We start from the raw sequence: 23923 nt of genomic DNA on the forward strand, positions 1-23923 counted from the left end.
GTAAACGCGAAAGCAATCCAGCTAAGTAAAGGGTTTAACATCTTCATAAGCCGCTTACGTAACTGGATTAAAAGGGCGGTTTATACCGCCCAATTTAGAGTTAGAGTTGGTATTTAGTCAGGTCCGGGCGCGTAGCAATGGCATGCTCAACCATAGCGATCACTTTGGCGCGCTCTTCTCCTTTTAGATTCTGTCGAGGTGCTCGAACCTGCTCGGATCCGCGGCCGCAAACCTGTTCAGCCAATTTAATGCACTGAACCAGAGTCGGAATCGTATCCAGACGCAACAACGGCAGGAACCAACGGTAGATTTCCAACGCTTCCGCGTAACGCCCTTGGCTGGCTAACTTATAGATCGCTACTGACTCTTCTGGGAATGCGTTTGTTAGACCAGAGATCCAACCGGTAGCGCCCAGCATCAACGACTCTAGTGCAATGTCATCTACACCACTGAACACTGTGAATCGGTCATCAAATCGATTGTAGAGCTCGGTAATGCGGCGGGTGTCTGTCGTTGACTCTTTTACCGCAACAATGCTGTCGTACTCTGCAAGTTTCTCCATCAAATCTAGGTTAACGTCAACGCCATAAGAGACCGGGTTGTTGTAGATCATGATGGGCATTTCCGGAGTCGCTTGCGCTAAAGTGGAATAGTAATCGACCGTTTCACTGTCTGAAGTACGGTACACCATGGCAGGCATCACCATACAACCGTCGATTCCTATCTTTTGTGCATCCTGCATGTAATCAATTGATGCCGATGTAATCGACTCCGCAGTGCCCGCAATCAGGGACACTCGACCTGCAACCACTTCGTGTGCTGCTGCAAGCACCTGACGTTTTTCATCTGGGTACAGCGCACAGTTCTCACCCACGGTTCCAAGGCAGATAATGCCATTGACACCATCATTAATCTGATTGTCGATCACCGTTTGTGTCGCATCTAAATCAATGCTCTGATCTTTGCGAAACTGAGTACTTACTGCCGGGTATACACCTTTCCAATCTACGTTCATCAATAACCTTCCACTTGTATATTGTATGCAATTTAAAATAGCGGCCGAAACCACGTGATGAGTAGTCATGCCACTCAGAGTTAAAAAACCTGTTTCTGCGTTAAAACAAACTTCACAGCAGCCAAATCCGCCAGCGCACTGCCCACGGATTTATAGAGTGTGATTTGCTGTGAGTCTTCGCGGCCAACATGGCGCCCACTGCACAGTTCAGGCAGTTCCGCACTTATCTGTTGCTCACTGAAGACACCTTCTTCAATAGGGATCAATAGGTCGCCGGCTTCCGCTAGTACGTTGATTCTGCTGTCGACAAACACTGTGGAGCGAGTGACGATTTGCGTATCACACTCTCGTTTGTCTTTGTCGTGGTTGCCAATCAGATCGATGTGTGTGCCAGCTCGGACATTGCTTCCATTAAACAGAGGCTGACTAGCGCCTGTTACACACGTCACCATGTCCACTTCACTCAGCGCTTGATCAACGGAGTCAACCACTTCAACACTAAAACGTTTTGATTCAGGCAGCGCCTGATATTCACTAGCGGATAAGATCTCATCCATCGTTTGACGAGCTTTTGCTTCATCGCGCCCCCAAACCAATACCTTGCTCAAAGGCCGTACCGCTGCGTATGCCCACGCCATGTATGGGGCGAGATTTCCAGTGCCGCAAATCAGCAGCCTGCTTGCATCCTGTCTGGCCAGATAATCCGCCGCGAGCGCTGATGCCGCCGCTGTGCGCCAGAAGGTCAACACTTTGCCATCGAGTAGCGCAAGCGGCTCACCGTTAGTGCGATCAAAGGCGAGAATTTTCGACGCCAGAGTGTCTTTGCCTTGCTCAGCATTGTTAGGGAAATACGTGAACGCTTTAACGGTGATCAGCGACTCGTTCCATGCAGGAAGCAGAGCAAAAGCGTCATAACTACCGTCTTCAAGCGGCATCACTCGACGCTGCGGAATGGTTGCCTGCTCAGTGTAAGTTTGGCGCATCGATTCGATAAGTCCTCGCATCGAAAGACAATTGACGATTTGCTGCGCGTCGATATTAATCATAGATCCTCCAGAAATGGTCAGAGGCCACAGCCTCTGACCTGCACGTTAGTTAAGTAGCCAAGTATTGAACTCTTCGTTGAGTTCATCGGCATAGTCAGACCACCACTCATCATCGATCAAAAAGGCCGTTTTAAAGTTGTTTGGTGCGGTTGGTAGACTGGCTAATATCTCCGGGCTGATCTGCGCAGAGGATGACTTGCGGGTTGGGCCATAAGCGACGTACTTCGCTTGATCGGCCAATGGTTTAGTCCCGGAAGAAAACTTAATGAAATCTAGGGCTTGTTGGGTATTCGGGCTGCCTTTTGGAATCGCCCAACCATTCATGTAACCAAGTTGATGATCCCAGATGATTTTGAACGGCTGCCCTTCTTCCTCTGTCGCACTATGGATACGACCATTAAACGCTGACGCCATGATCACTTCTTTATCAGCCAACATCTGAGGCGGTTGTGCGCCTGTCGTCCACCAAACCACGTAAGGCTTGATGCTATCAAGTTTGGCAAATGCGCGGTGTCGGCCTTCGCGTGTCTCCAGCATCTGGTACACATTTTCTGGCTTTACACCATCGGCAATCAGTGCCCACTCTAAATTGCCCTGTGGCATTTTTTGTAACGCACGTCGACCTGGGTATTTTTGCAAATCGAAAAGATCCACTAGCTTGGTAGGCGCCGACTTACCTTTGAATGCATCTTCGTTAATGGTGAGCACCGTAGATACGACGATGGTATTCACTGCGCACTCATGGATTGCACCGGGAATAAAATCCTCTTGCGCTGGAGTACCATCTGCGCCCGCTGGCAAAATGCTTGGATCAAAGGGTTCGAGTAACCCTTCCGCACAGCCGCGAACGATATCGGGTTTATCCAAAGACACCAGATCCCAACGAACGTTATCCGCTTCTACTTGGGCTTTGATTTCCGCCAAGCCGCCACTGAAGTCTTCGGACACCAGTTCGACCCCAGTTTTCTCAATGTATGGCTTGTGATAGGCCTCCACCTGACTCTTTGTAAACGCGCCTCCCCATGAAACGATCGTCAACTTATCCCCCGCCACGGCAGAACCAGCCGTACCTAACAGCGTTGTGGCTATCAATAAAGCCAGTGGTGTAAATGTCTTGCTTGACATGATGTTGTGCTCCTTTGTTGTTGTCTTATCGGGTTTAACCCGAATTTTTCAGACGCCTGAATACCGCTGTTAGGCACCAAATTCACATTAACTTTTCATTAACATAATACGACAGTATATTTTATACAATATTAAATTTTAAAATTTTTTAGCCAAATCGATTTAGGCAGAATGGCGCTAAATTTATATGTGGTTGCTCGCCACGATGAAGTTGAACAATTAAATCTGCAGTCACCGCCGCTTGAGTCAACCCCAGATGTTGATGACCAAAAGCAAACAGCATTTTTCCGTTTTTCAGGCTATCAATCACAGGTAACGAATCCGGTAATGAAGGTCGATTTCCCATCCAAGATGACCCTGTATTTTCCAGATTACATTCTGGTTTAAGCACCGATTTCGCAAGATTTTTTAGCATGGTTGCGCGGCGCATATTGGCTGGTGAATTCAGGTCAGCATACTCGACAGTGCCCGCTAATCTCAACCCATTCTGCATGGGCGTCATGATGAATTTTCTGTCTGCTGAGCTCACCGGAAACGGCAGAGTTTTCGCCAGATCTGGCATCATTAGATGATAGCCGCGCTCCGCTTGTAGTGGCACTTTTATTCCCGTCATTTGCTTAACCAAGGAAGCGGATTCTGCCCCTGTGGCAACAATGACCTTATCAAAACTCTGCGAACGTTCCTGAACAGTGACGACCATTTTCTCGTCCTTTTCTTGGATGTTTTCGACCTCCCCTTTGCTCCACTCCCCCGATAATCCTTGAAAGTAAGACTTAAGCTCAACGCACATATCATAAGGGCTCAAGCTATGTGAGGTTTTTGGAAAGAACACACCGTGATTCACCGAGTGAGAAAGTTTAGGCACTTTTTCTCGTACCATATTTCTATCCCAAACCTGATAACTCACTCCTTGCTCATCCATGGCATTCAAAGTGGATTGGTAAGCCGAAAATAGCTGAGAGTCTTCGAAAACAAGTAGTGAGCCTTCATCCACGATCAGATGACTCAGCCCAATTTCTTCTAACAAGCGTTGCCAACTTTCCATCGCCGAATGATTAAGTTCAGTCAATGCTTGAGTCGCATGTTCAGTGGCTGATTTTCTCGCTTTCATCAGAAAGCGAATCATCCATGGCAGCGTTTTGTGGATGTCTTGAAAACGGATAGAAACCGGGCTTGATGGGCTCAATAACATCTTAGGAAGTTGCGGGATAAGTGCCGGTGTTGCTAATGGGAAAATTTGCTCCGTTGCGAAGTGGCCAGCGTTGCCTTTGGAGCATCCTTCTCCCGCATTGTCTTTTTCAATAATCGTGACTTTCTCGCCATTCATTTGCAGCTTGAGCGCAATACAAAGTCCAATAATACCACCACCAATGACCGCAATTTTTTGCGCTTGTGAGGAATTTTTGTTCACCATTTATTTTGCTCCTTATCACGTTTCAAAAAAGAAATTGTATAAAATATACTTAACATCACGATAACATCCCTCCAAAGCAGTTCAACCAATTTCGTATCCAAGGAGCGAGAAATGAGACAAGGAACCTTCTTCTGCATTGATGCACACACCTGTGGTAACCCAGTGCGTCTGGTTGCAGGTGGCGTACCGCCACTGCAGGGCGAAACAATGAGTGAGAAAAGGCAATTCTTCCTAAAACATTATGATTGGATCCGCCAATCTTTAATGTTTGAGCCGCGTGGTCACGCCATGATGTCTGGTTCTGTTGTCCTGCCACCTTGTAGCGAAAACGCTGATGCTTCGATCTTGTTTATCGAAACCAGTGGCTGCCTGCCCATGTGTGGGCACGGCACGATCGGTACAGTCACCTCAGCATTAGAACAAAAATTGATTACTCCACGAGAAGAAGGCCGACTGATCCTTGACGTTCCAGCAGGTCAGATAGAAGTGCACTATCAACGCGATGGCGAAAAGATCACTTCTGTGAAGATCTTCAATGTGCCTGCCTATCTTGCTCATCAAGATGTCACCGTCGATGTGGAAGGTCTTGGCGAGATCACCGTTGACGTCTCTTATGGCGGTAATTACTACGTTATCGTTGATCCTCAGGAAAACTATCTGGGGCTGGAGCATTACACCTCAGACGAAATCCTGATGTTTAGCCCTCGGGTACGTAAAGCCGTATCCGATGCCGTTGAATGCACCCATCCTGACGATCCAACAGTATGTGGTGTCTCACACGTACTCTGGACTGGCTCACCAACTCAGCCCCAAGCTACCGCTCGCAACGCTGTCTTCTATGGTGAGAAAGCACTCGATCGTTCCCCTTGTGGCACAGGTACCAGCGCCCGAATGGCACAATGGCACGCTAAAGGAAAACTAAAGCAAGGTGATGATTTTATTCATGAAAGCATCATTGGCAGCCTGTTTACTGGCCGCATCGAAGGCATTACGGAAGTCAATGGGAAAGCAGCCATCTTACCCAGTATTGAAGGCTGGGCGCAGGTTACCGGACACAACACCATCTGGGTGGATGATAACGACCCATATGCATTTGGATTTGAACTTAAATAGCCCAAGATCAACAGGACACAACCATGAATAAAACCAGCACTTTTTCTGCCCTCAATCCTGCAAACGAGCAGGTATTGGAAGGACAATTTCCAGAGCATCAGCAATCTGATGTCGACTTTGCGGCCAATGCCGCGGCTGAGGTGGCTAAATCATTTCGCCAAACCTCCCCAGCGATTCGAGCTCAGCTGTTACACAGTATCGCCGACCAATTGGAGCAAGCCAGAGAAGGTATTGTGGAACGAGCTCATCTTGAATCAGCTCTGCCGCACGCAAGACTTAATGGTGAGCTAAGCCGTACAACTGCGCAGCTTAAGTTGTTCGCCAATGTCGTAGAAAGTGGCTTGTGGCAGGAAGCGATTTTCGACACCGCAGATCCTCAACGTTCGCCACTACCAAAACCGGATATTCGCCGTCAGAACATTGCTCTTGGCCCGGTTGCGGTTTTCGGTGCCTCTAACTTTCCTCTAGCTTTTTCCACGGCCGGCGGGGATAGCGCATCAGCATTGGCAGCGGGTTGTCCAGTGATCGTCAAAGGGCACCCGGCACACCCTGGCACCAGTGAGAAAGTCGCTGAGTGTATTGCCAAAGCATTGAATGAGATGAGTTTGCCTCAAGCGGTATTTACTCTGCTGCAAGGAACCAGCCATGAGTTAGGCCAGTCCGTGGTTTCTCATCCTAAAATCAAGGCGGTCGGTTTTACGGGATCGATTGTTGGCGGACGTGCACTGTATGATATTGCGCAGCAGCGTCCAGAACCGATTCCTTTTTACGGTGAGCTGGGCGCTTCCAACCCTGTTTTCATCCTCCCCCAACGTATGGCGCAGCATAGTCAGTCTTTAGCCGAAGAATATCTGCTGTCGATGAATATGGGCTGCGGTCAGTTCTGTACTAAGCCTGCGGTGGTGTTCATCGTCGATGATAACGCTGGCACACAATTCCTGTCGTCGGTACGCCAAGGGATTCAAAACCAGCCTGGGCAGATCATGCTTACAGAAGGGATCAAACAGGGTTACCTGCAACAAAGTGAGCTGCGATCTCGCGAGCAAGGGCTGACACTCACCCAATCCCAGCCTGAACAAGGTGTACCTGCGTATCTATTTGAAACCACCAGTGAACAGTGGCGACGCAACCCACAATGGCAGGAAGAAATTTTTGGCCCTCAATCCATCATCGTCAAATGTGAAAGCGCCGAAGACATGCTTGAGTTGAGCCAGAATCTGGCCGGAAGCCTGACGACTACCATTCAGGCAGAAGAAGCAGATTATGCACTCGCAGCGAAACTGGTGACTGAGCTTGAAGAAGTCGCTGGTCGCTTAGTGTTTAATGGCTGGCCCACCGGAGTTGAAGTCAGCTATGCCATGGTGCACGGCGGTCCTTACCCAGCTTCAACCATGCCTGCAAGCACATCAGTGGGGGCGGAAGCGATAAAACGCTGGTTGCGTCCGGTCGCTTATCAGTCCATGCCGGACGAGTTATTGCCTCAGGCTCTACAGCAAGCAAACCCACTTAACGTGCGTCGGACTATAGATGGTCAGTAGTCACTGTTCAAAAAGGTACCAGCTGGTACCTTTTTGTTTTGACCCATCCCAAAAAACAAACAGGTGAACGGCTGCAAGGGTCGCAATGCCGGACGCTAATGGTATATTGAATAAAATATTGAATAAGAATGATGTGAGCGGAGACTTGGATGTCGCAAAAACCTGTTTTTAAAACTCGAACGCAGTTGGTCGAAGAAGCGATCCGAACCAAGATCCTCAAAGGGGAATTAAAGACGGGCCAACCCCTACGTCAAGATGCCCTCGCCAAAGAGTTCAACGTCAGCCGAATTCCCGTGCGTGAAGCTCTGATGCAGTTAGAAGCGCAAGGATTGGTTGCGTTTGAAGCACATAAAGGTGCCACTGTTACCGAGCTATCGCCTGAGAAGATTGATGAGCTATTTGAACTGCGCGCCGTCGTAGAGTGCTTTATTCTGGAACGCGCTATCCAGAAAATGACCGATGAAGATCTCGCTAAAGCGAATGAAATTCGTCAGCGATTTGAAGATGTTGTCAGCCGCGGAGATGAAGTGGAAGAGTGGAGCAACTACAACTATGAGTTGCACAAAGCCTTGTATGAACCCGCCGAAATGCCGGAAACCATGGATGTGATCTACAACCTGAATACAAAGTGCGACCGCTATATTCGTATGCAGCTTCTGTTTACATCAGGCATCGTCAAAGCCGACAAGGAGCATGTTGCCCTGCTGGAAATGTGCCAGAACCGTGATATTGAAGGAGCGAAATACATGTTGAAGAAACACATCCTCGAAGCTGGTGCTGATATTCGCAACTTGCTTATCGAGCGCCAAAACAATCAGGGCTGAAACCCATGCATATAGGACCAGAATTTTTGCTGGCTGCCATCCGCCAGAAAATCAAAAACGAAGGTTTGTGCTATAGCGAATTGTCTGACAAAACCGGCGTGCCGCTTTCGACCATAAAGCGGCATTTGCATAATCCTTCATTGGGTCTGGACAAGATCCTGATGTACACCAATCACCTCAATAGTGATCTGATGGAACTGACGCAATTGGCGGTGCAGCTCCAACGAGACAATGAGCAGTTCCTCTCTGATGAGCAAAACGCTCTGTTTGTTGAACACCCTTACCTTCTCGACTTTATCTACCTCATCACCTCACGTAACCAAACACCGCAGCAAATTGCCGATCAGTATCAACTCTCAGATACCAGCCTGAGATTCTACCTGAGCATTGCTGAAATCCTTGGCTATATGGAAGCGCACGGCGACAAGATCGTGTATCGCTCTGGCAGGCGATTTATCATGGAAGAAGGCACTGCACTCGATACCTTATTCAAGCGCCGTTTTGAAACGATCTCGATGGAAGACTCAACCCTTTCTCAAGTTTGTCAGGCCAGAGTGCGTTTGACCCAAGATCAAAAGCTCAAACTCGAACAGGAAGTGGATCGTAAAGTCAGTGAAATGCACGCGGCGAATTGCGCTAACGAAGAGGGTGAGTTCACCAATGTGCTGTTTCGAATGACGCCCGGCCAGCAGATCTACTTCTCGGACGGATTACCAGAGATAGATGGGGAATTGCTTAAACAGGTTTCCGCAAAATTCCGCAGACGCTAGGGCCAGAGTGAGTTTGACGTATCATTTTCATCAACTTTCTGTGACTCTGGATTCATTCTCAGACTTTCATTTGTTCATTTTTCGCTCAGTCTCATTTTATAAGACCACAAGTCTCTGAAACTGCCACCTTGTTACAACAATGTTAAATATCGATTGTTGAAAAATTTTATACAATATACATTTTCTCTATCCCTTTCACTCTGTGCAGTACTCGCCAATCCGGTCGTTTTGAGTGTCTGATTTCCCTCCCTTCAGATGATAGGGATTTCATCCGATAAGGACATTACGAGGAAGCTATGAAAGCAAAACAACTGATCGCACTGAGTGCTATTGCAACGGCATTATTTGCCAGCAATGCTCTCGCCAAACCATACCCATCAGGAACGCAGCTCGCTGAAAAACAAGAGATTGTTTTAAACAACGGAGCTGAGGTCACTTCAATTGATCCGGCAAAACAGGCCGCAGAGCCAGCATTCAATTTAGGGCGAGACTTGTTTGAAGGTCTGACAGTACAGGATAAGCAAGGCAAAACCATTCCCGGCATCGCTGAAAGCTGGCAAGCGAATGACAACAACACTGTCTATACCTTTACGTTGCGTCAGTCTCAGTGGTCGAATGGTGACCCATTAACGGCACACGATTTTGTTTATAGTTGGCAGCGCCTTATCGACCCGAAAACCGCGTCACCTTATGCTTGGTTTGCCGCGATTCCCGGCATCAAAAACTCCGCCAAGATTATGAAAGGTGAAGCACCAGCTAACACCTTAGGCGTGCGCGCCATTGATGATCACACCTTTGAAGTGACATTAGAAAAGCCAGTGCCTTTCTTCATCAAACTTCTGAGCCACCCTGTCCTTGCACCAGTTCACCAAGCCACGGTAGAAAAATACGCCAGCGAGTGGACTCAGCCAAAAAACATCGTCACCAATGGCGCTTTCACTGTGTCTGAGTGGAAAGTAAACGAAAAAATGGTGATGACAAAGAATGAGAAATACTGGGATGCTGACAACGTCATACTTGACCAAATCACTTGGCTACCTATCGGAGATGCCAATGTTGCACTAAACCGCTACTTAGCCGGCGAAATTGACCAAGCTCTGTCGATTCCCGCGGCTCAAAAGAACAAGCTTCTAAAACAATATCCTGAGCAGGTAGCGGACACCAGTGCCTCACTTGGCTCGACGTTCTACTATCTCAACACTAGTAAAGGCCCGACCAAAGACCTTCGTGTCCGTCAGGCACTCTCTTATGCTATCGACCGAAACATCATCACAAAAGCCATCGCCAAAAATGGCGGCATTCCAATGTTTACTCTGGTTCCCCCTCAAACCGATGGTTTCAAATCTCACACACCGGAATTCGCGACTTGGACTCAGCAACAACGTAACGCCAAGGCTAAAGCGCTGATTAAAGAGGCGGGTTACAGCAAGAGCAATCCCCTTAAGCTCACTTTCACCGTGCCGACTTTTTCTAAAGACGTCAAAATGGCCACCGCGATGGCGGGCATGTGGAAAAGCGTGTTAGGCGCGCAAATCGAAATTAAGCAACTTGAGCCAAAGGTATTCTATGCGCTGAAAGATCCGGGCAACATTAACCGTGGTGGCTGGACGGCTGACTACAACGAAGCCTCAACCTGGCTGGACATCTTTGTCTCGACCGGCGAATACAATGACTCAAAGTACAACAACCCAGAATATGATCGCCTGATGGCTGAATCGAAGAGCCTCAGTGACCCGTCACAGGAATACATTGCTGCGGAAAAGCTTCTGATTCAGGACATGGCGATCATCCCTATGTACCGCAATGGCAACGATCAATACCTGATCAAGGATTACATTGGCGGTTATGAGCGTACCAATCCGGAATCCTCCTACTACCGCAAAAATGTCTATGTAAAAGCACATTAACCCGAGTTTGCCCGTACCTGTCACTTATCCCTAGCACAGGCTACGGGCTTTTTTCTACGCAAGGAAATGTCATGTTGTTGTACATATTGCGCCGCTGCCTGATTGCCATACCGACATTGCTGTTTATTGCACTGGTGTCGTTTTGGTTAATGCATATCGCGCCCGGCGGCCCATTTGATATGGAACGCCCAATGCCAGAAGTGGTACGGGCAAATATCGAAGCCAAATTTCACTTGAACGAACCCTTTCTGGTTCAGTTTTTCATTTACATCACCAACTTCCTTCAAGGCGATCTCGGCCCAAGCTTTGTCTACCAGGATTTCACCGTCACCCAGCTTGTTGCTCAATCTTTGCCAGTGTCGGCGATCCTTGGTGTTATCTCGTTTTGTATCTCTGTGCCATTAGGTATGTTACTTGGCACCATTGCCGCATTAAACCGCAATGGTAAAGTTGACTATTTACTTATGTCACTTTCAATGACAGGAGTGGTCATCCCTGCGTTTGTATTGGCTCCGGTGTTAGTCACGATTTTCTCGATTCAACTCGGTTGGCTACCCGCCGGTGGGTGGGAAGGGGGTGAGCTCTCTTTCTTGATCTTACCCGTGCTGAGCTTGGCGATTGGATCCGTTGCCAGCATTGCGCGCGTGATGCGCGGTGCCATGATCGAGACACTCAATCAGCCATACATCCGCACTGCAAAGGCGAAAGGCCTGTCGACCAGCTACATTCTGTTTCATCACGCGCTTCGCCCTTCACTCATTCCTATCATTGCCATGCTCGGCCCCAGCTTCGTCGCGGTAGTAACAGGTTCGGTCATCATCGACATCTTTTTCAGCACTGGCGGCATGGGGCAGCATTTTGTCTCAGGTGCCCTCAACCGCGACTACGGTTTGGTGATGGGCATAACGCTGATCGTCGCCTCTTTGACCATCTTCTTCAATTTGGTGGTCGACATCCTTTACACCATCATCGACCCACGCATTCGAATTTAGGAGCGCCGCTATGTTAACCAAACGCATTGATGCCACGGAACTGACAGAGCAAATGAGTGCTCAGATTGAAGCGGTTGAAGGCAGGAGTCTATGGCAGGATGCCTGGACACGTTTTCGTAAAAACCGCGCCGCCATGACGTCGGTTTATGTCTTGATGTTTATCATCGTATGCATCATTTTTGGCCCGCAGGTCGCGGCATTCGGCCATGATGAGATTGACTGGAATGTCGTCGTCGATCCCTATGAGCTAGGTAAACCGTCGTTTAGTTCAGGTCATTACTTTGGTACCGATGATCTTGGTCAGGATATCTTTGCCCGTACTATGCAAGGTGGGCGTCTCTCAATCATGGTCGGGTTTATGGGCGCACTGGTTGCTGTGATTATCGGCACAGCTTGGGGAGCATTATCCGGATACATCGGAGGCATGGTCGATAGTGTGATGATGCGAATCATTGAAGTACTCGACTCAGTACCCTTCATGTTTATGGTCATTTTGTTTGTCACCCTGTTCGGCAACAACATTTATCTGATTTTTGTTGTGATTGGCATGGTGTCTTGGCTCGGGATTGCCCGCGTTGTTCGCGGCGTGACCTTTAGTATCAAGAAACGCGAGTTTATCGAAGCCGCCCATTCCATTGGTGTCTCCCGTTTCACTATCGTTCGCCGCCATGTACTGCCTAACGTCCTCGGCATTGTGATGGTGTACTCCTCACTTATGGTACCCGGTTTTATTATGTTTGAATCCTTCCTTAGTTTTCTCGGGCTCGGCGTTCAGCCGCCCGATACAAGCTGGGGCATTCTGATTGCGGAAGGCGCTAAGACCATTGATGTGGCTTTGTGGCAACTGATGTTCCCTTCCATATTCTTAGTCGCCACCCTATTTTGCTTCAACTTCATCGGTGACGGGCTGCGAGACGCCCTCGACCCTAAAGATCGCTAAGGAGGCCCCATGAGTATTTTATCGATCAAAGATATGAATGTGCGTTTCAAAACGCCTGATGGTGAAGTTCATGCCGTCAGTAATCTGTCCTACAACATCCACAAAGGTGAAACACTGGGCATTGTTGGTGAGTCTGGCTCAGGGAAGAGTCAGTCCGTTTTTGCCTTGATGGGTCTGACTGCCGATAACGGTATTGTTTCTGGTCAAGCGAGTTTTCATGGCGAGAACTTACTCAGCATGTCCAAAAAACAGCTTAACCACATCCGCGCGGAAAAAATCGGCATGATCTTTCAAGATCCGATGACATCGCTGAACCCGTTTATGAAAGTCGGTAAACAACTTGCCGAAGTGTTGATGGTTCACAAAGGCATGAACCGTAGTGAGGCAAACCGCGAAGCGATCACCATGCTTGATGCCGTCAGGATCCCTTCCGCCGCCACTCGTATGGCTCAATACCCTCACGAGATGTCTGGTGGCATGCGGCAACGTGTGATGATCGCGATGGCCTTATTGTGTAAGCCGGAACTTCTGATTGCTGATGAGCCCACCACCGCTTTGGACGTCACGGTACAAGCGCAGATTCTCTCTCTATTACGCGATCTACAGTCTGAATTTCACACAGCAATCTTGTTAATTACTCACGATATGGGCGTGGTCGCTGAGATGTGCGACCGCGTGTTGGTCATGTACGGTGGACAGAAGATGGAAGAAGCGGATACAGACTCTCTGTTCAACCACCCTGCTCATCCGTATACCCAAGGCCTACTCGAAGCTATCCCTTCCATCACGAAAGATATGGACAGGCTTCCGACCATTCCCGGTAACCCACCGAGCGCTCTCACAGAACGTAAAGGCTGCCCGTTTAAAGAGCGCTGTAATCACTATCGACCAGAATGTAACGCGTCAGTACCACCATTTCGGTCACTATCACAACATCAGTCTCTGGCTTGCCATGTTAATGGGCCTCAGGCCGTTACTCAGATAGCGCGTCGAGCATAGGAGAGCGACATGGAACAGCAAGTATTGCTTTCAGCGCGTGATTTGCGCGTGCACTTTAACATCAACAAACACATCCTGCCGAGTAAACGCAAAGTGGTCAAAGCGGTGGATGGCATCGACCTCGATGTTTATCGTGGCGAGACACTCGGTATTGTTGGCGAATCGGGTTGCGGTAAATCAACACTGGCGCGAGCATTATTAAGGCTCATTGAACCTTCAAGCGGTCAGTTGCACTGGAAAGGACAAGATCTGTTGGCGTTGGGGAAACATCAACTCGCCGATAAACGGCGTGAGTTTCAGATGGTCTTTCAAGACCCATCAGCCTGCCTCAACCCTAGACTTACGATCTCAGAGTGTATTGCCGAGCCTCTATTGACCCACGAACCCAGCCTGTCGCGCTCAGAAGTGGAGCATCGCGTGATTAAAATGATGGATAAAGTCGGTCTTTTAGCCAGCCAGCGTAACCGCTACCCCCATGAGTTTTCAGGCGGGCAATGCCAGCGAGTTGGGATTGCCAGAGCGTTAATTCTCAAGCCCGATCTTGTGGTTTGTGATGAACCCGTTAGTGCACTGGATGTTTCTATTCAGGCGCAAGTCATCAATCTTCTTGATGATCTTAAGCAAGAGATGGGACTAACCATGGTGATGATCGCTCATGATCTTAGCGTGGTGCGCCACATCAGTGACCGAGTCATGGTGATGTATCTGGGTAAGCCGATGGAGATTGGTCGATACGACAAAGTCTTTGATAACGCTCATCACCCTTATACCAAAGCCTTGTTATCTGCGGTCCCGGTTGCCAACCCTACCTTGGCAAGACAGAGGAACGTTCAGCTATTGCCCGGCGACCTTCCCTCGCCTCTCAATCCGCCAAGTGGTTGCGTGTTTAGAACGCGCTGCCCGGACTCCAGTAACCAGTGCGCTCAACAAAAGCCCACACTTAGCGGGCATTCAGACCATCAGATTTTCTGTACTCATACACAAATAGGAACTTATAACACATGACCTTAACGACCGTTCCTCAGCGCCTTAATGCTCTGCGCGAGAAAATGGCTGAGCACCAATTTGACGCCTACATAGTGACAAACAATGATCCACACTCCAGCGAATACTCGGCAGATTACTGGCTGGCAAGAGAGTGGATTTCAGGCTTCACTGGCTCAGCGGGTAACGCCGTCATCACGACACAATCTGGCGGCCTGTGGACAGATGGGCGCTACTATATCCAAGCTGCCGAGCAATTACAGGGCTCGGGGTTAGCCTTGTTTAAAGCCCGCTTACCGGAAACTCCTACCATTGCACAGTATCTCGCCGGCAGTTTAGAGCAATACAGTCGAGTAGGCGTTGATGGACGGAGCATCAGCCAGCAATTTTATCTGGAGTTGAAAGCCGCCTTTAAAGCCAAGTCGATACAGCTAGTCCTTGCTCAGGACTTGATCAGCCCAATATGGGCCGACCGCCCTGCAAGACCGAGCGCGCCTTTGTTCAATCATCCACTCGAATTTGCAGGACAAACAGCAAGTGAAAAAATCACAGGAATTCGTCGCGTACTCGAGCAAAAAGCGGCTGATGCCCTGCTCGTTTCCTCTCTTGATGATGTGATGTGGGCGCTCAATATTCGCGGCGGCGACACCCTATACTGCCCAATTTCTGAAAGTTATTTGCTGATTACCCTTAACAGATGCCAACTCTTTGTCGACAAGCAAAAGCTGACATCTGACGTGATCGCTACACTGACGGAGCACGGTATAGAGATGGAAGATTACACGCAGCTTAGCAAGACGTTAAAAGCTTTCACTCCTGATTCAGTACTCATTCATGATCGCAGAAACACCGACAGTTTGTTGATCAGTCACATTCCTTCTCAAGTACGTTTGCTCAATATGGCTTGCCCAGTCACTGCTATGAAAGCACGTAAGAATCACACTGAGCTTGCCAGCATGGAGGAGACGTTACGCAAAGATGGCGCCGCCGTCGTCAGGTTTATGAAGTGGCTAGACGAACAAGTGCCCAGTGGTAAGGTGACAGAGCTCAACGCTGAACAAACCTTAATGGGATACCGCAAGGAAATTAACAGCTATATTGGGGAGAGCTTTCGAACCATTGCTGGTTTCGCCGAGCATGGTGCGAAAATGCACTATGCTGCCGACGATAAGAGCAATTACCGCGTTGATGAAAGCCAGTTCTTTCTAGTCGATTCAGGCGGTCAATATCTAGGGGGGACGACAGACATTACCCGCACCTTCCATTTTGGTCAGCCATCGGCGCAACAACGTCGCGACTACACCTTAGTACTCAAGGCCGTGATTCGTCTCACCCAAACCCGTTTTATGAAAGGCTCCACTGGCGCTAATTTGGATATCATGGCACGCGGCGTTCTGTGGCAACACGGTATAGATTACAAATGTGGTACTGGGCATGGCGTTGGCATCTGTCTGAATGTCCATGAAGGGCCGCAGAACTTCTCTCAAAACCCAGCAGAAGTTGCTTTAGAGCCGGGGATGGTGATCACCAACGAACCGGGCATTTACCGTCAAGATCAATACGGGATTCGCATTGAGAATATCCTCAAAGTGGTTGAACTGGAAGAAAACGAGTTTGGGACGTTTTATGGTTTCGAAACCATAACTTTAGCGCCCATTGCGACTAACATGTTGGATAAATCCATGCTGTTAAAAGACGAGGTGCACTGGCTCAACGCCTACCATCACCAATGCCTAGAACAACTCAGCCCATATTTGGATTCAGATACCCAGAATTGGCTGAATTCGGCCACAAAGCCGATTTAACCATTTGTCCTTTGTAACTTCTTTGCCAACCGTAAGGTTGGCTTTTTTACGACTAACCATTTGATAGATTTGTGATTTATCAATATCGATCAGCATAACCAATACTGATAGAATTCCAGCAAATAAATAATCAATACAAATACCAACACACTTCCACTGATGTATTGGGTCGGAATATTAAAACCATGAAATCGCTATCTATTCTAATCGCTACGCTTGCCATATACGGCTGCGTTACCACACCAAAGTTTGAACAAGACATTTCTGGTCAGTGGCAATGCTCCGCAGAATCCACCATCGAACTCGTTAACCTCAAGTACAGTGACAACGTCCATTACTTCGAAGATGGACACTATGAGAAAGAGTCACTTCTGAAAATAACCAATTTAGACACCGACATCACTTATGACGTCAACATACTCAGTAGCGGGAAGTGGATGAAACGCAATGCTTCTCTGCTAGAAGTGATTGATAGTTTGGAGACTACTTTTTCAGACAACTCGCCTGAAAAATTGCAGAAAGTTATCACTGATAAGCTTTTTCCTACCGTAACCGAAAAATGGAAATTGAAGGCAGTGAATGAAAGTAAAATTTCAATGACGGCGCAATCGGGAAACCAGCTTTCTTGCGAAAAAGGCTAATAAAAAAGAGTAAATACGCAGGGTATTTACTCTTTTATTCTCAGGTGAGGTTAGTTGTTATTGAATGGTAATAGTTTGAGTCGCTTGGTCTGCACTCACATTTCCGCTGTTTATCCCAGTCACCTGAACTTCCATTTCTCCGGGCCTCCAGTCGGCACCATCCACCTCGATAGTAGACCAAGAGCCATTCGATTCGACAGTTACATCATCAGTGTACTTTGTTTGCCAGCCCTGCTTGACTTTAACTTTGAGCGTTCCACCTTGTTCAATACCTTTGGATTGCCCAGTGATGTAAAAGCCATTGATTTCATTAGGTTTGATTGTATTGTCACCTGTTACTGGCTCGATTTCGATCAGTGGTTTAACAAAAAACGATTCTTTATACTCTCGCACTGCGGCATTACCTGAAGCATCCTCAAAAGTGTTTAATATGAACTCTTCCGTCGCACTGCCCGCCGTCAAATCTATCCCATTTTCCGTTTCGGCCATCCACTGATCAGATAACTCACCAATCATACCAACTTTAGTGAAGTTCATCGGCACGCCAGCAAAGGTCCCCGACAACTCTTTCACAGGTTCATCAAAATTGATGGTTAAACTCACTGTACTATCAAACTCAGGTTCAGATGGCGTGAGAGATTCCACCCTCGTTACGTTTGGGGGCAAGGTATCCACAATAGATACCTTATCATTCGACACAGACTCTGCGGCTATCCCTTTTTGGTTCGAGCCAGAGACTTCTACTGTAATGAACCCTAATGGCCAATCGGACATATCCTGACCATTACTGTTTGTAGTCCAAACTCCATCTTCAGAAATAGACACAGTTTCTTGCCAATTAAAAGATGACTCTTTTTGCGAGGTCACTGTAACGGTAATCATTTGCGAATCTCCAGCGAAGCCTATGCCTGTTCCATGGATAACAACATGCTCAGCTTCTTGAGAGTCGATCTGATTGTTATCTTCCACGGTATCTAGAGACAATACTGGCTTCACCCCAGTTGCTGTCTCTTTATCACTGCCCGCTTCATTACCCGAAAGGTCTTGGTAGCCTCTATTCACCACCGCGGTAATCGTGTCTTCATTGGACGATAGCGTAACCGGCCCCTCTGTTTCACCTACCCACTGCTGGGCGGGTTCATCACCAGTGAAAGTCACACCCACACCACCTACGGTCGCTGTCACGCCTGTCACTAGCTCACTGAAATTCACCGTAATCGTTACGTTCTGGCCATCCACAGGAAATTCTGGACTAAAGACTATCTCACCATCAACTGTTGGAGGCGTGGCATCCTCGTAGGTAATAGTGTCTTTTGCACTATCCGCCGCCACACCATTATTATTCTGACCAACAACCGTGAGATTAATATCCCCACTTGGCCAATCACGGATGTTTTGCTCTGGAGTATTCCATGTTCCACTTCCAGCCACGTCTACCGTTTCATTAAAGTAGTGTTTATTGGGGGCTGATTCTAGGCGACCTACAACCGTCACTTTATCGCCCGTTTTAAAGCCTCTTGCAGTACCAGAAATCACCACTCGACTCGATTCGTCTTCACCAATCGAGTCACCTCGCTCCGTAATCTCAATCACGGGTTTCACCGGCGCTTCACTTGAGTCTTCCTCACCGCTATTGCCTTGCGCATCCTGATATTCCGTTACGGTCACGGTTTTGAACATCTCATTGGCGTTCAGCGTCACCACACCCGACGTGGTCCCTTCCCAGACCGTCTTCGCCGCATCTCGAGAGATAAACGTCACATCGACACCATCAACATTCGCAACAACATTCTCCACGCGCTCGCTGAAGGTCAGACTGACAAAAGCCGTTTGGTTATCTATGATAGGGTCTCCTGAGTTCACGGTAATCCCATTCACTTTTGGCTCAATATCATCCTCTAGAACGACTTCCTGAGACGCTTGTTCCGCCGCCTGCCCACCATCATTCGCGCCGTCCACCGTGATGGTCAAGGTACCGCTTTCCCATGATGAAATATCCTCTGGTGCCGTCGTCCAAATCCCGTTGGTCACTTTCGCGGTAAGATTAAGCTCCTCATCTTCATTAATTGGATTGTCACTCGAAACCACTACCCTTAACTGAGCGTTATTCTCAAACCCTCGCGCCGTCCCTGATACCACAAAGTCCGTCGCCTCGGTGGTCGTTAAGTCTTCAATGTCCGAGATAAGGATGATTGGTTTAACGTCAACCGTCTTCTCATAAGGAGCCCCTGAATTTGGCTCGCCCGCTGTGTCTGTGTAGTTTGTAACGACTAGCTTCGATGTCGATTCACTCTCAGGAAGGACAAGCTCTGGGCTCGTCCCCACCCAAGTTTTGGCCACATCACCATCGGCTGGCTGGTTAAAGGTTATGAGTTGTCCGTTTAGGAGCGACTCAGGTTTACTCACTCGCTCACTGAAGGTCAACGTGACCGTCGCGATTTCCCCATCAATCAGCACTTCGTCCGAATTAACAGGAAGTAAAGTCACCGCGGAACCGGACATTGAAATTTGAGATTGGATGACTTCCGGGGCAATACTATCAACGTACCTGGAGGGCTTATCTTCAGTCACATACTCAGATTCTTCGCTATTTCGGCCTGTCACCTCAATCGTGAAGTCCGACTCTTCCCAGCTGGACATATCTTGATTAGATATAGACCAAACACCCTCTTGGTTTACTTTGACCTCAGTGAATTCAAACTTATCGATGTTCGGGCGCTTGTCTGAAACCACATTGACTGAAAGCTCACTATCCTTTAAAAATCCTGTCGTTGTCCCGCTAAAGGTTATATCTGTAACGTTATCTTCTTCGTCATCAACAATGTTGTTATCTGTAACGTCATCGATTGTGATGACCGGCGTAACAATGATGTCCTCGGTGAACTCAGCACCAACATTATTGAGTTCATCGTGATAGGCACTCACCACTAACTTTTTTGAATTCTCATCAGGGTTGAGTGAAATGACTTCCGACGTTGTCCCAGTCCATAGCTCTTTGAAGTCTTTAGATTCACCAAAATCAATATCGATGTCGTCAAATGTTGCAGCGACCGCGGTTACTGGTTCGTCGAACTGTAGTGTTACCGTTACATCATCTGCTTCAGTTGGATATTCAGGAACCACTGTAGTAAGACTGCCAACAGGCGGTTCGTTGTCTACATAATAGGTTGACGCAATATAAGGGCCTTCACTATTCCCAATTCCATCTTCGACTGTCGCTTCGATTTCAAACTTCTCGACTCCATCATATTCGGGTAACAAAGAGTTAATGATGAAGTCGTAGACCTTTATATACTCTGTTGATTCGGCATCATTGAGAGTAAACTCTATACTGGTTGGCGTCTTTTTTTTTGAGTTACCTATCCAATAGGCAGATAACACGGTCTGTTGATCATTTACTGTTGCGATGTCTTCAATCGTTACCTTGGAATGGATGATGCCAGAGATATTGTAATCAGTATCATTGCCTACTTCTGTAAATGATCCATGTGTTTGCTCCTCATTTGGAGCAACGACAACCGAGGGAGCCTGCTGATCGATACTACCGCCTTCATCTTCAAAGACATTTTGGTCGGCAAACTCCGGATATGCTTTCGCAAAGTGGTCGGCCTGTTCCAACGCTACTTTGGATTCTACGCCGTGTATTCCATGCGCAACATCATAGTAGCCCTGTGCAAGCTCATTACGATACGTGTCAGAAGATAGTGTGTAGTTACCGATTTTTATTGGACCGCTTTTGTCTTCTCCATTAGCCAACCCATCATAGGACAAATCGCGATAAAAAGCGGAAGCATAGTCGAAGGTGCTCGAATTCTCTGCCGAGTTATCCCCTGCCATGTTAGTTAAGCTTTCCAGTAAGAAACGATAGATAAACTTATCGGTCAATGGATCAGGCAATGCCGAGTTTAACATTCGGTTAGTCGCGTACTCTGTTGTTACAGGATCAAACCCAAGCATTGAACGTTCCTGCGTATCTAGAGCGGAATTCACTTCATCCAGAATCAGACGGGCGTTTTCTGTAGTTTTTTCATCACCGTTTAAATTATTCCACTGACTATCAAATAGCCCTGTGTGGTAGGTAGAAAACTCTGTTATGTATAGAGTATTTTTATCTACTTCTGAAAAGTAAGCTCCAACATTAACCGATGCAGGAATATAAACTGGAGTATTTTGATCGAGGCTCCATTGATAATAATGTGTATTACTCTTGCTACCTAAATACACCCTAAAGAACTCATAACCTGACGAGTCGTAAGGAATTGTACAACTCGCTACATCCTTTTGCCCTTCAACTTGCACTGTGTCACATGAGTTCAGATAATTGAACGAGCCAGATGCGCTTAAACCTTCTAACCTTACCTGAGCATCAATAAACGGAGTAACAACCGTCACCTCAGGCATATCAAATGAGGTACGATAGTAGACTTCTTCCGGTACACTTTCATTGCCAGAAGCATCCAAAACGGAGATAACCAATTTTTGAATGTCTTGCGATGTTTTGTCTCCATAGGTCAGCCCTAGTACTTCTTTCACATAGGGGATAATATACGTCATGCGAGGTACGGTATTATCGTCTTCAAATTCTAGTTTTTCAAAAGGAATCCCTTTATTCTCACCGACCACAGCGTCGCTGGCAACTTGCTCTGCGGTATAGTGATAGCGATACGTCTCTTCACCTTCTTTTTTGGAATAATACTTCACTCTCAACGTCAGGTTTTCCGCTGAAGACCCATACGTTTCCCCATCACTTTGATCACTTATCGTCGCAGACACATACGGTACGGATTGATCAACTAAGTCTTGCCCAATGAAATCTGTAAACTCAAGATCAGGGTCAATGGCACCTAGTGTGGCGGCCAAGCCTTTTGAAGCGTAATCGTAAAGTACTTTTAAGTACTCAGTCGCACTTTCTACCGATTCATGATTGTAAGTAGTATCAGAATAATCAATTTGGTACACATCCCCTGCATCATCTTCAACATTAAAGAGCGAGTTGGGGTATGTTAGATATATCGTGGGCGGAGTGTTATCGTTATATAATGTGAAATCCAAAACACCAACATTACCGTGGACGTCTTCTGCAGTAACTCTGAAGTTGGCTTTATCGCCAAAGTTTTCGGTTAAATAACCAATCGTCTCAAATTCACACCAAATTTCGTCTACATAGATTTCGGTACAGAGATAAGGTTCATCTTCTCCGTTGGATAACGAAACAAGTACGCGTTCACCTTTCAAATATTTAGGGTTTTCTTTGACTAAACCTTTAAGCACATAGGTTTCAGTATCACTATTAATAGTTTCAGCCGAGGTTATTTCAATGATTGGAGCAATGTTGTCCCACTCAAATGGAATCTCAGAGCCTGACAGGAGGCCACTGCTGTTACCCATAACATCCGTGGCTTGGATTAACAAATAAGCTTCCGGCTCTTGTTCGATATTAGCAGGATCCAATTTCTCTGTATCAATATAGACTGTTAGGCTTGTTTCTCTTGTTCCTTCAACGAACTCACTAACATCAACCCAACATATATCACCGTCATTAGGTGTCGAGGAGCAGGCAAAATCACTCCAACTGTCCCCTTCGTCAAATTTGTGTCTTAAAGTTACGCTCGCCGACTTTACTCCCACCGCATCAGTTAGAGCTACGTCAATAGACGCTATACCTTTCAAAACACCTTCATCAGATCGTGTTGCGACCGGAGGTTGATCATCAATCACTGTTTCTTCACGCTCTGGAATGGCACCATCGGCAGAGCCATTTGTTCCCAATGCATTAAGGTGCTCAGTCATCGCCAGGTAATCATCAATAGGTGTTTTGGAAGCATTAAGGTTAGGATCGCTGACAACAACTAACGTATGCTCGGCCATTTGGTTGGTATACGTATCAGGTGTGACTTCCTCTAAACCAAAATAAATTTGTTCGGCAAATGACCCCGTTCTATCCAACTCCTGACCATCGAGATAACCATCAGCAGAAATATCTCTATAGCCAATATCTGACAGGTTCAACGAACTATAGACATTACCCGCGTTACCATTTTCATCAATAAAGTCATAAGCATAAGAAGAGTAAGCCGTCAATAACGCACCGTAGCGATGCCCTTCGCTAGCAGAACCACTAATTCCGCCTCGGGTAATATCGATGGGTTTAACAGAATTGACATTAAACCCATACATAGCGTTTATGGTGTTTAACGCGTCATCAATTGCAGAAGATGCTTCAGTGCCATTCTTGATCTTATATTCGGCTAGCCCTGTCACCATGTAGGTTAAAGGTGTGATCATCACATCCTGATCATTTCCTTCACCATAGTTAATCACACTGACTATGCGTATCGGCTTGCCTTCACTCGTCTCAACAATGTCGTCTGTCAAAGGGTCTTTATAAGCCCCGCCTTTAGCCTCGATATACAAAGGCATTGACGATGCATCAACTTCGATTGAGTACTCGCCGTATGGTGTCGTCGTTGCTGAGCCAAGTTTACGCCCCACCTTGCCATTTTGATATTCATAAGCCGTAACCACAGCTTTAGAGACAGGCGCATCAAAAACGATTCCAGATATCGTTCCCTTGTCTCTGGCTCTTGGTGATGAATCACCACCGCCCCCACCACCGCAGGAACTCAGTGACAGGATAACTATGATCGTAAGAAAAAGCTTAGCTATATTTTTGTATACCAACATGGTACCGATGTGACGTTGCAAAAAAGTGGCTAAAGTATATTTATCGATTTAATAATGACAACGCGGCAAAATAACCAGAGATAATAAGAATAAGAACGACGATCTATATACAAACAGATAAAAAAT

Annotated in this window: 16 protein-coding genes; 11 read left to right on the plus strand and 5 right to left on the minus strand. The window is 47.3% G+C overall.

The annotated features are described in order from the left end of the window. Positions 1-100: 100 nt before the first annotated feature. The 4 genes from FIU99_RS20315 to FIU99_RS20330 form a co-directional block, all read right to left on the minus strand. Complete coding sequence (locus tag FIU99_RS20315; RefSeq protein WP_006960260.1) at positions 101-1015, minus strand: dihydrodipicolinate synthase family protein; 915 nt, start codon at positions 1013-1015, stop codon at positions 101-103. 80 nt (positions 1016-1095) lie between these two features. Next, a complete protein-coding gene (locus FIU99_RS20320) occupies positions 1096-2061 on the minus strand; it encodes an ornithine cyclodeaminase family protein (RefSeq protein ID WP_006960258.1) in 966 nt (321 codons plus the stop codon). Positions 2062-2106: 45 nt separating this feature from the next. Then, a complete protein-coding gene (locus FIU99_RS20325) occupies positions 2107-3186 on the minus strand; it encodes a polyamine ABC transporter substrate-binding protein (RefSeq protein ID WP_006960256.1) in 1080 nt (359 codons plus the stop codon). Positions 3187-3334: 148 nt separating this feature from the next. After that, positions 3335-4600 (minus strand): FAD-binding oxidoreductase, encoded by a 1266-nt coding sequence (locus FIU99_RS20330; RefSeq protein ID WP_152472522.1) that lies wholly within the window; start codon positions 4598-4600, stop codon positions 3335-3337. Between the two features lie 111 nt (positions 4601-4711). On the opposite strand from FIU99_RS20330, the gene FIU99_RS20335 reads away from it, so the two are divergent. The 11 genes from FIU99_RS20335 (at position 4712) to FIU99_RS20385 (ending at position 17113) form a co-directional block, all read left to right on the plus strand. Continuing rightward, positions 4712-5713, plus strand: a complete 1002-nt coding sequence (locus FIU99_RS20335) for a 4-hydroxyproline epimerase (protein WP_006960253.1) — start codon at positions 4712-4714, stop codon at positions 5711-5713. Positions 5714-5736: 23 nt separating this feature from the next. Continuing rightward, entirely contained in the window at positions 5737-7251 is a 1515-nt protein-coding gene (locus FIU99_RS20340) for an aldehyde dehydrogenase (NADP(+)) (protein WP_006960252.1), read from the plus strand. A 149-nt stretch (positions 7252-7400) separates the two neighbouring features. Then, complete coding sequence (locus tag FIU99_RS20345; protein ID WP_006960251.1) at positions 7401-8075, plus strand: GntR family transcriptional regulator; 675 nt, start codon at positions 7401-7403, stop codon at positions 8073-8075. Positions 8076-8080: 5 nt separating this feature from the next. Beyond that, positions 8081-8845 (plus strand): hypothetical protein, encoded by a 765-nt coding sequence (locus tag FIU99_RS20350; protein ID WP_039951890.1) that lies wholly within the window; start codon positions 8081-8083, stop codon positions 8843-8845. Between the two features lie 296 nt (positions 8846-9141). Then, positions 9142-10752, plus strand: a complete 1611-nt coding sequence (locus FIU99_RS20355; protein WP_006960249.1) for a peptide ABC transporter substrate-binding protein — start codon at positions 9142-9144, stop codon at positions 10750-10752. Between the two features lie 71 nt (positions 10753-10823). Further along, complete coding sequence (gene oppB, locus FIU99_RS20360) at positions 10824-11744, plus strand: oligopeptide ABC transporter permease OppB (RefSeq protein ID WP_152472523.1); 921 nt, start codon at positions 10824-10826, stop codon at positions 11742-11744. Positions 11745-11754: 10 nt separating this feature from the next. Continuing rightward, positions 11755-12684 (plus strand): ABC transporter permease subunit, encoded by a 930-nt coding sequence (locus FIU99_RS20365; protein ID WP_006960247.1) that lies wholly within the window; start codon positions 11755-11757, stop codon positions 12682-12684. 9 nt (positions 12685-12693) lie between these two features. After that, a complete protein-coding gene (locus FIU99_RS20370) occupies positions 12694-13683 on the plus strand; it encodes an ABC transporter ATP-binding protein (RefSeq protein WP_006960246.1) in 990 nt (329 codons plus the stop codon). A gap of 9 nt (positions 13684-13692) precedes the next feature. Further along, positions 13693-14688: an ABC transporter ATP-binding protein gene (locus FIU99_RS20375; RefSeq protein ID WP_006960245.1), complete on the plus strand. Its 996-nt coding sequence runs from the start codon at positions 13693-13695 to the stop codon at positions 14686-14688. Beyond that, complete coding sequence (locus FIU99_RS20380) at positions 14685-16472, plus strand: aminopeptidase P family protein (RefSeq protein WP_006960244.1); 1788 nt, start codon at positions 14685-14687, stop codon at positions 16470-16472. Before FIU99_RS20375 ends, FIU99_RS20380 begins: the two co-directional genes overlap by 4 nt. Positions 16473-16657: 185 nt before the next feature. Next, complete coding sequence (locus FIU99_RS20385; RefSeq protein WP_039951887.1) at positions 16658-17113, plus strand: hypothetical protein; 456 nt, start codon at positions 16658-16660, stop codon at positions 17111-17113. A 57-nt stretch (positions 17114-17170) separates the two neighbouring features. On the opposite strand, the gene FIU99_RS20390 is transcribed toward FIU99_RS20385, so the two are convergent. Then, positions 17171-23818: a tandem large repeat gene (locus FIU99_RS20390; RefSeq protein ID WP_152472524.1), complete on the minus strand. Its 6648-nt coding sequence runs from the start codon at positions 23816-23818 to the stop codon at positions 17171-17173. Positions 23819-23923: the final 105 nt, after the last annotated feature.

Origin of the sequence: Vibrio sp. THAF64 (assembly GCF_009363455.1) — a bacterium.
GTDB lineage: Bacteria > Pseudomonadota > Gammaproteobacteria > Enterobacterales > Vibrionaceae > Vibrio > Vibrio coralliilyticus.

What these genes read in the sequence shown, in the direction of transcription:
- FIU99_RS20315 (WP_006960260.1), bottom strand. Translation starts at nt 1,015, where the DNA reads ATGAACGTAGATTGGAAAGGTGTATACCCGGCAGTAAGTACTCAGTTT.
- FIU99_RS20320 (WP_006960258.1), bottom strand. Translation starts at nt 2,061, where the DNA reads ATGATTAATATCGACGCGCAGCAAATCGTCAATTGTCTTTCGATGCGA.
- FIU99_RS20325 (WP_006960256.1), bottom strand. Translation starts at nt 3,186, where the DNA reads ATGTCAAGCAAGACATTTACACCACTGGCTTTATTGATAGCCACAACG.
- FIU99_RS20330 (WP_152472522.1), bottom strand. Translation starts at nt 4,600, where the DNA reads ATGGTGAACAAAAATTCCTCACAAGCGCAAAAAATTGCGGTCATTGGT.
- FIU99_RS20335 (WP_006960253.1), top strand. Translation starts at nt 4,712, where the DNA reads ATGAGACAAGGAACCTTCTTCTGCATTGATGCACACACCTGTGGTAAC.
- FIU99_RS20340 (WP_006960252.1), top strand. Translation starts at nt 5,737, where the DNA reads ATGAATAAAACCAGCACTTTTTCTGCCCTCAATCCTGCAAACGAGCAG.
- FIU99_RS20345 (WP_006960251.1), top strand. Translation starts at nt 7,401, where the DNA reads ATGTCGCAAAAACCTGTTTTTAAAACTCGAACGCAGTTGGTCGAAGAA.
- FIU99_RS20350 (WP_039951890.1), top strand. Translation starts at nt 8,081, where the DNA reads ATGCATATAGGACCAGAATTTTTGCTGGCTGCCATCCGCCAGAAAATC.
- FIU99_RS20355 (WP_006960249.1), top strand. Translation starts at nt 9,142, where the DNA reads ATGAAAGCAAAACAACTGATCGCACTGAGTGCTATTGCAACGGCATTA.
- oppB (WP_152472523.1), top strand. Translation starts at nt 10,824, where the DNA reads ATGTTGTTGTACATATTGCGCCGCTGCCTGATTGCCATACCGACATTG.
- FIU99_RS20365 (WP_006960247.1), top strand. Translation starts at nt 11,755, where the DNA reads ATGTTAACCAAACGCATTGATGCCACGGAACTGACAGAGCAAATGAGT.
- FIU99_RS20370 (WP_006960246.1), top strand. Translation starts at nt 12,694, where the DNA reads ATGAGTATTTTATCGATCAAAGATATGAATGTGCGTTTCAAAACGCCT.
- FIU99_RS20375 (WP_006960245.1), top strand. Translation starts at nt 13,693, where the DNA reads ATGGAACAGCAAGTATTGCTTTCAGCGCGTGATTTGCGCGTGCACTTT.
- FIU99_RS20380 (WP_006960244.1), top strand. Translation starts at nt 14,685, where the DNA reads ATGACCTTAACGACCGTTCCTCAGCGCCTTAATGCTCTGCGCGAGAAA.
- FIU99_RS20385 (WP_039951887.1), top strand. Translation starts at nt 16,658, where the DNA reads ATGAAATCGCTATCTATTCTAATCGCTACGCTTGCCATATACGGCTGC.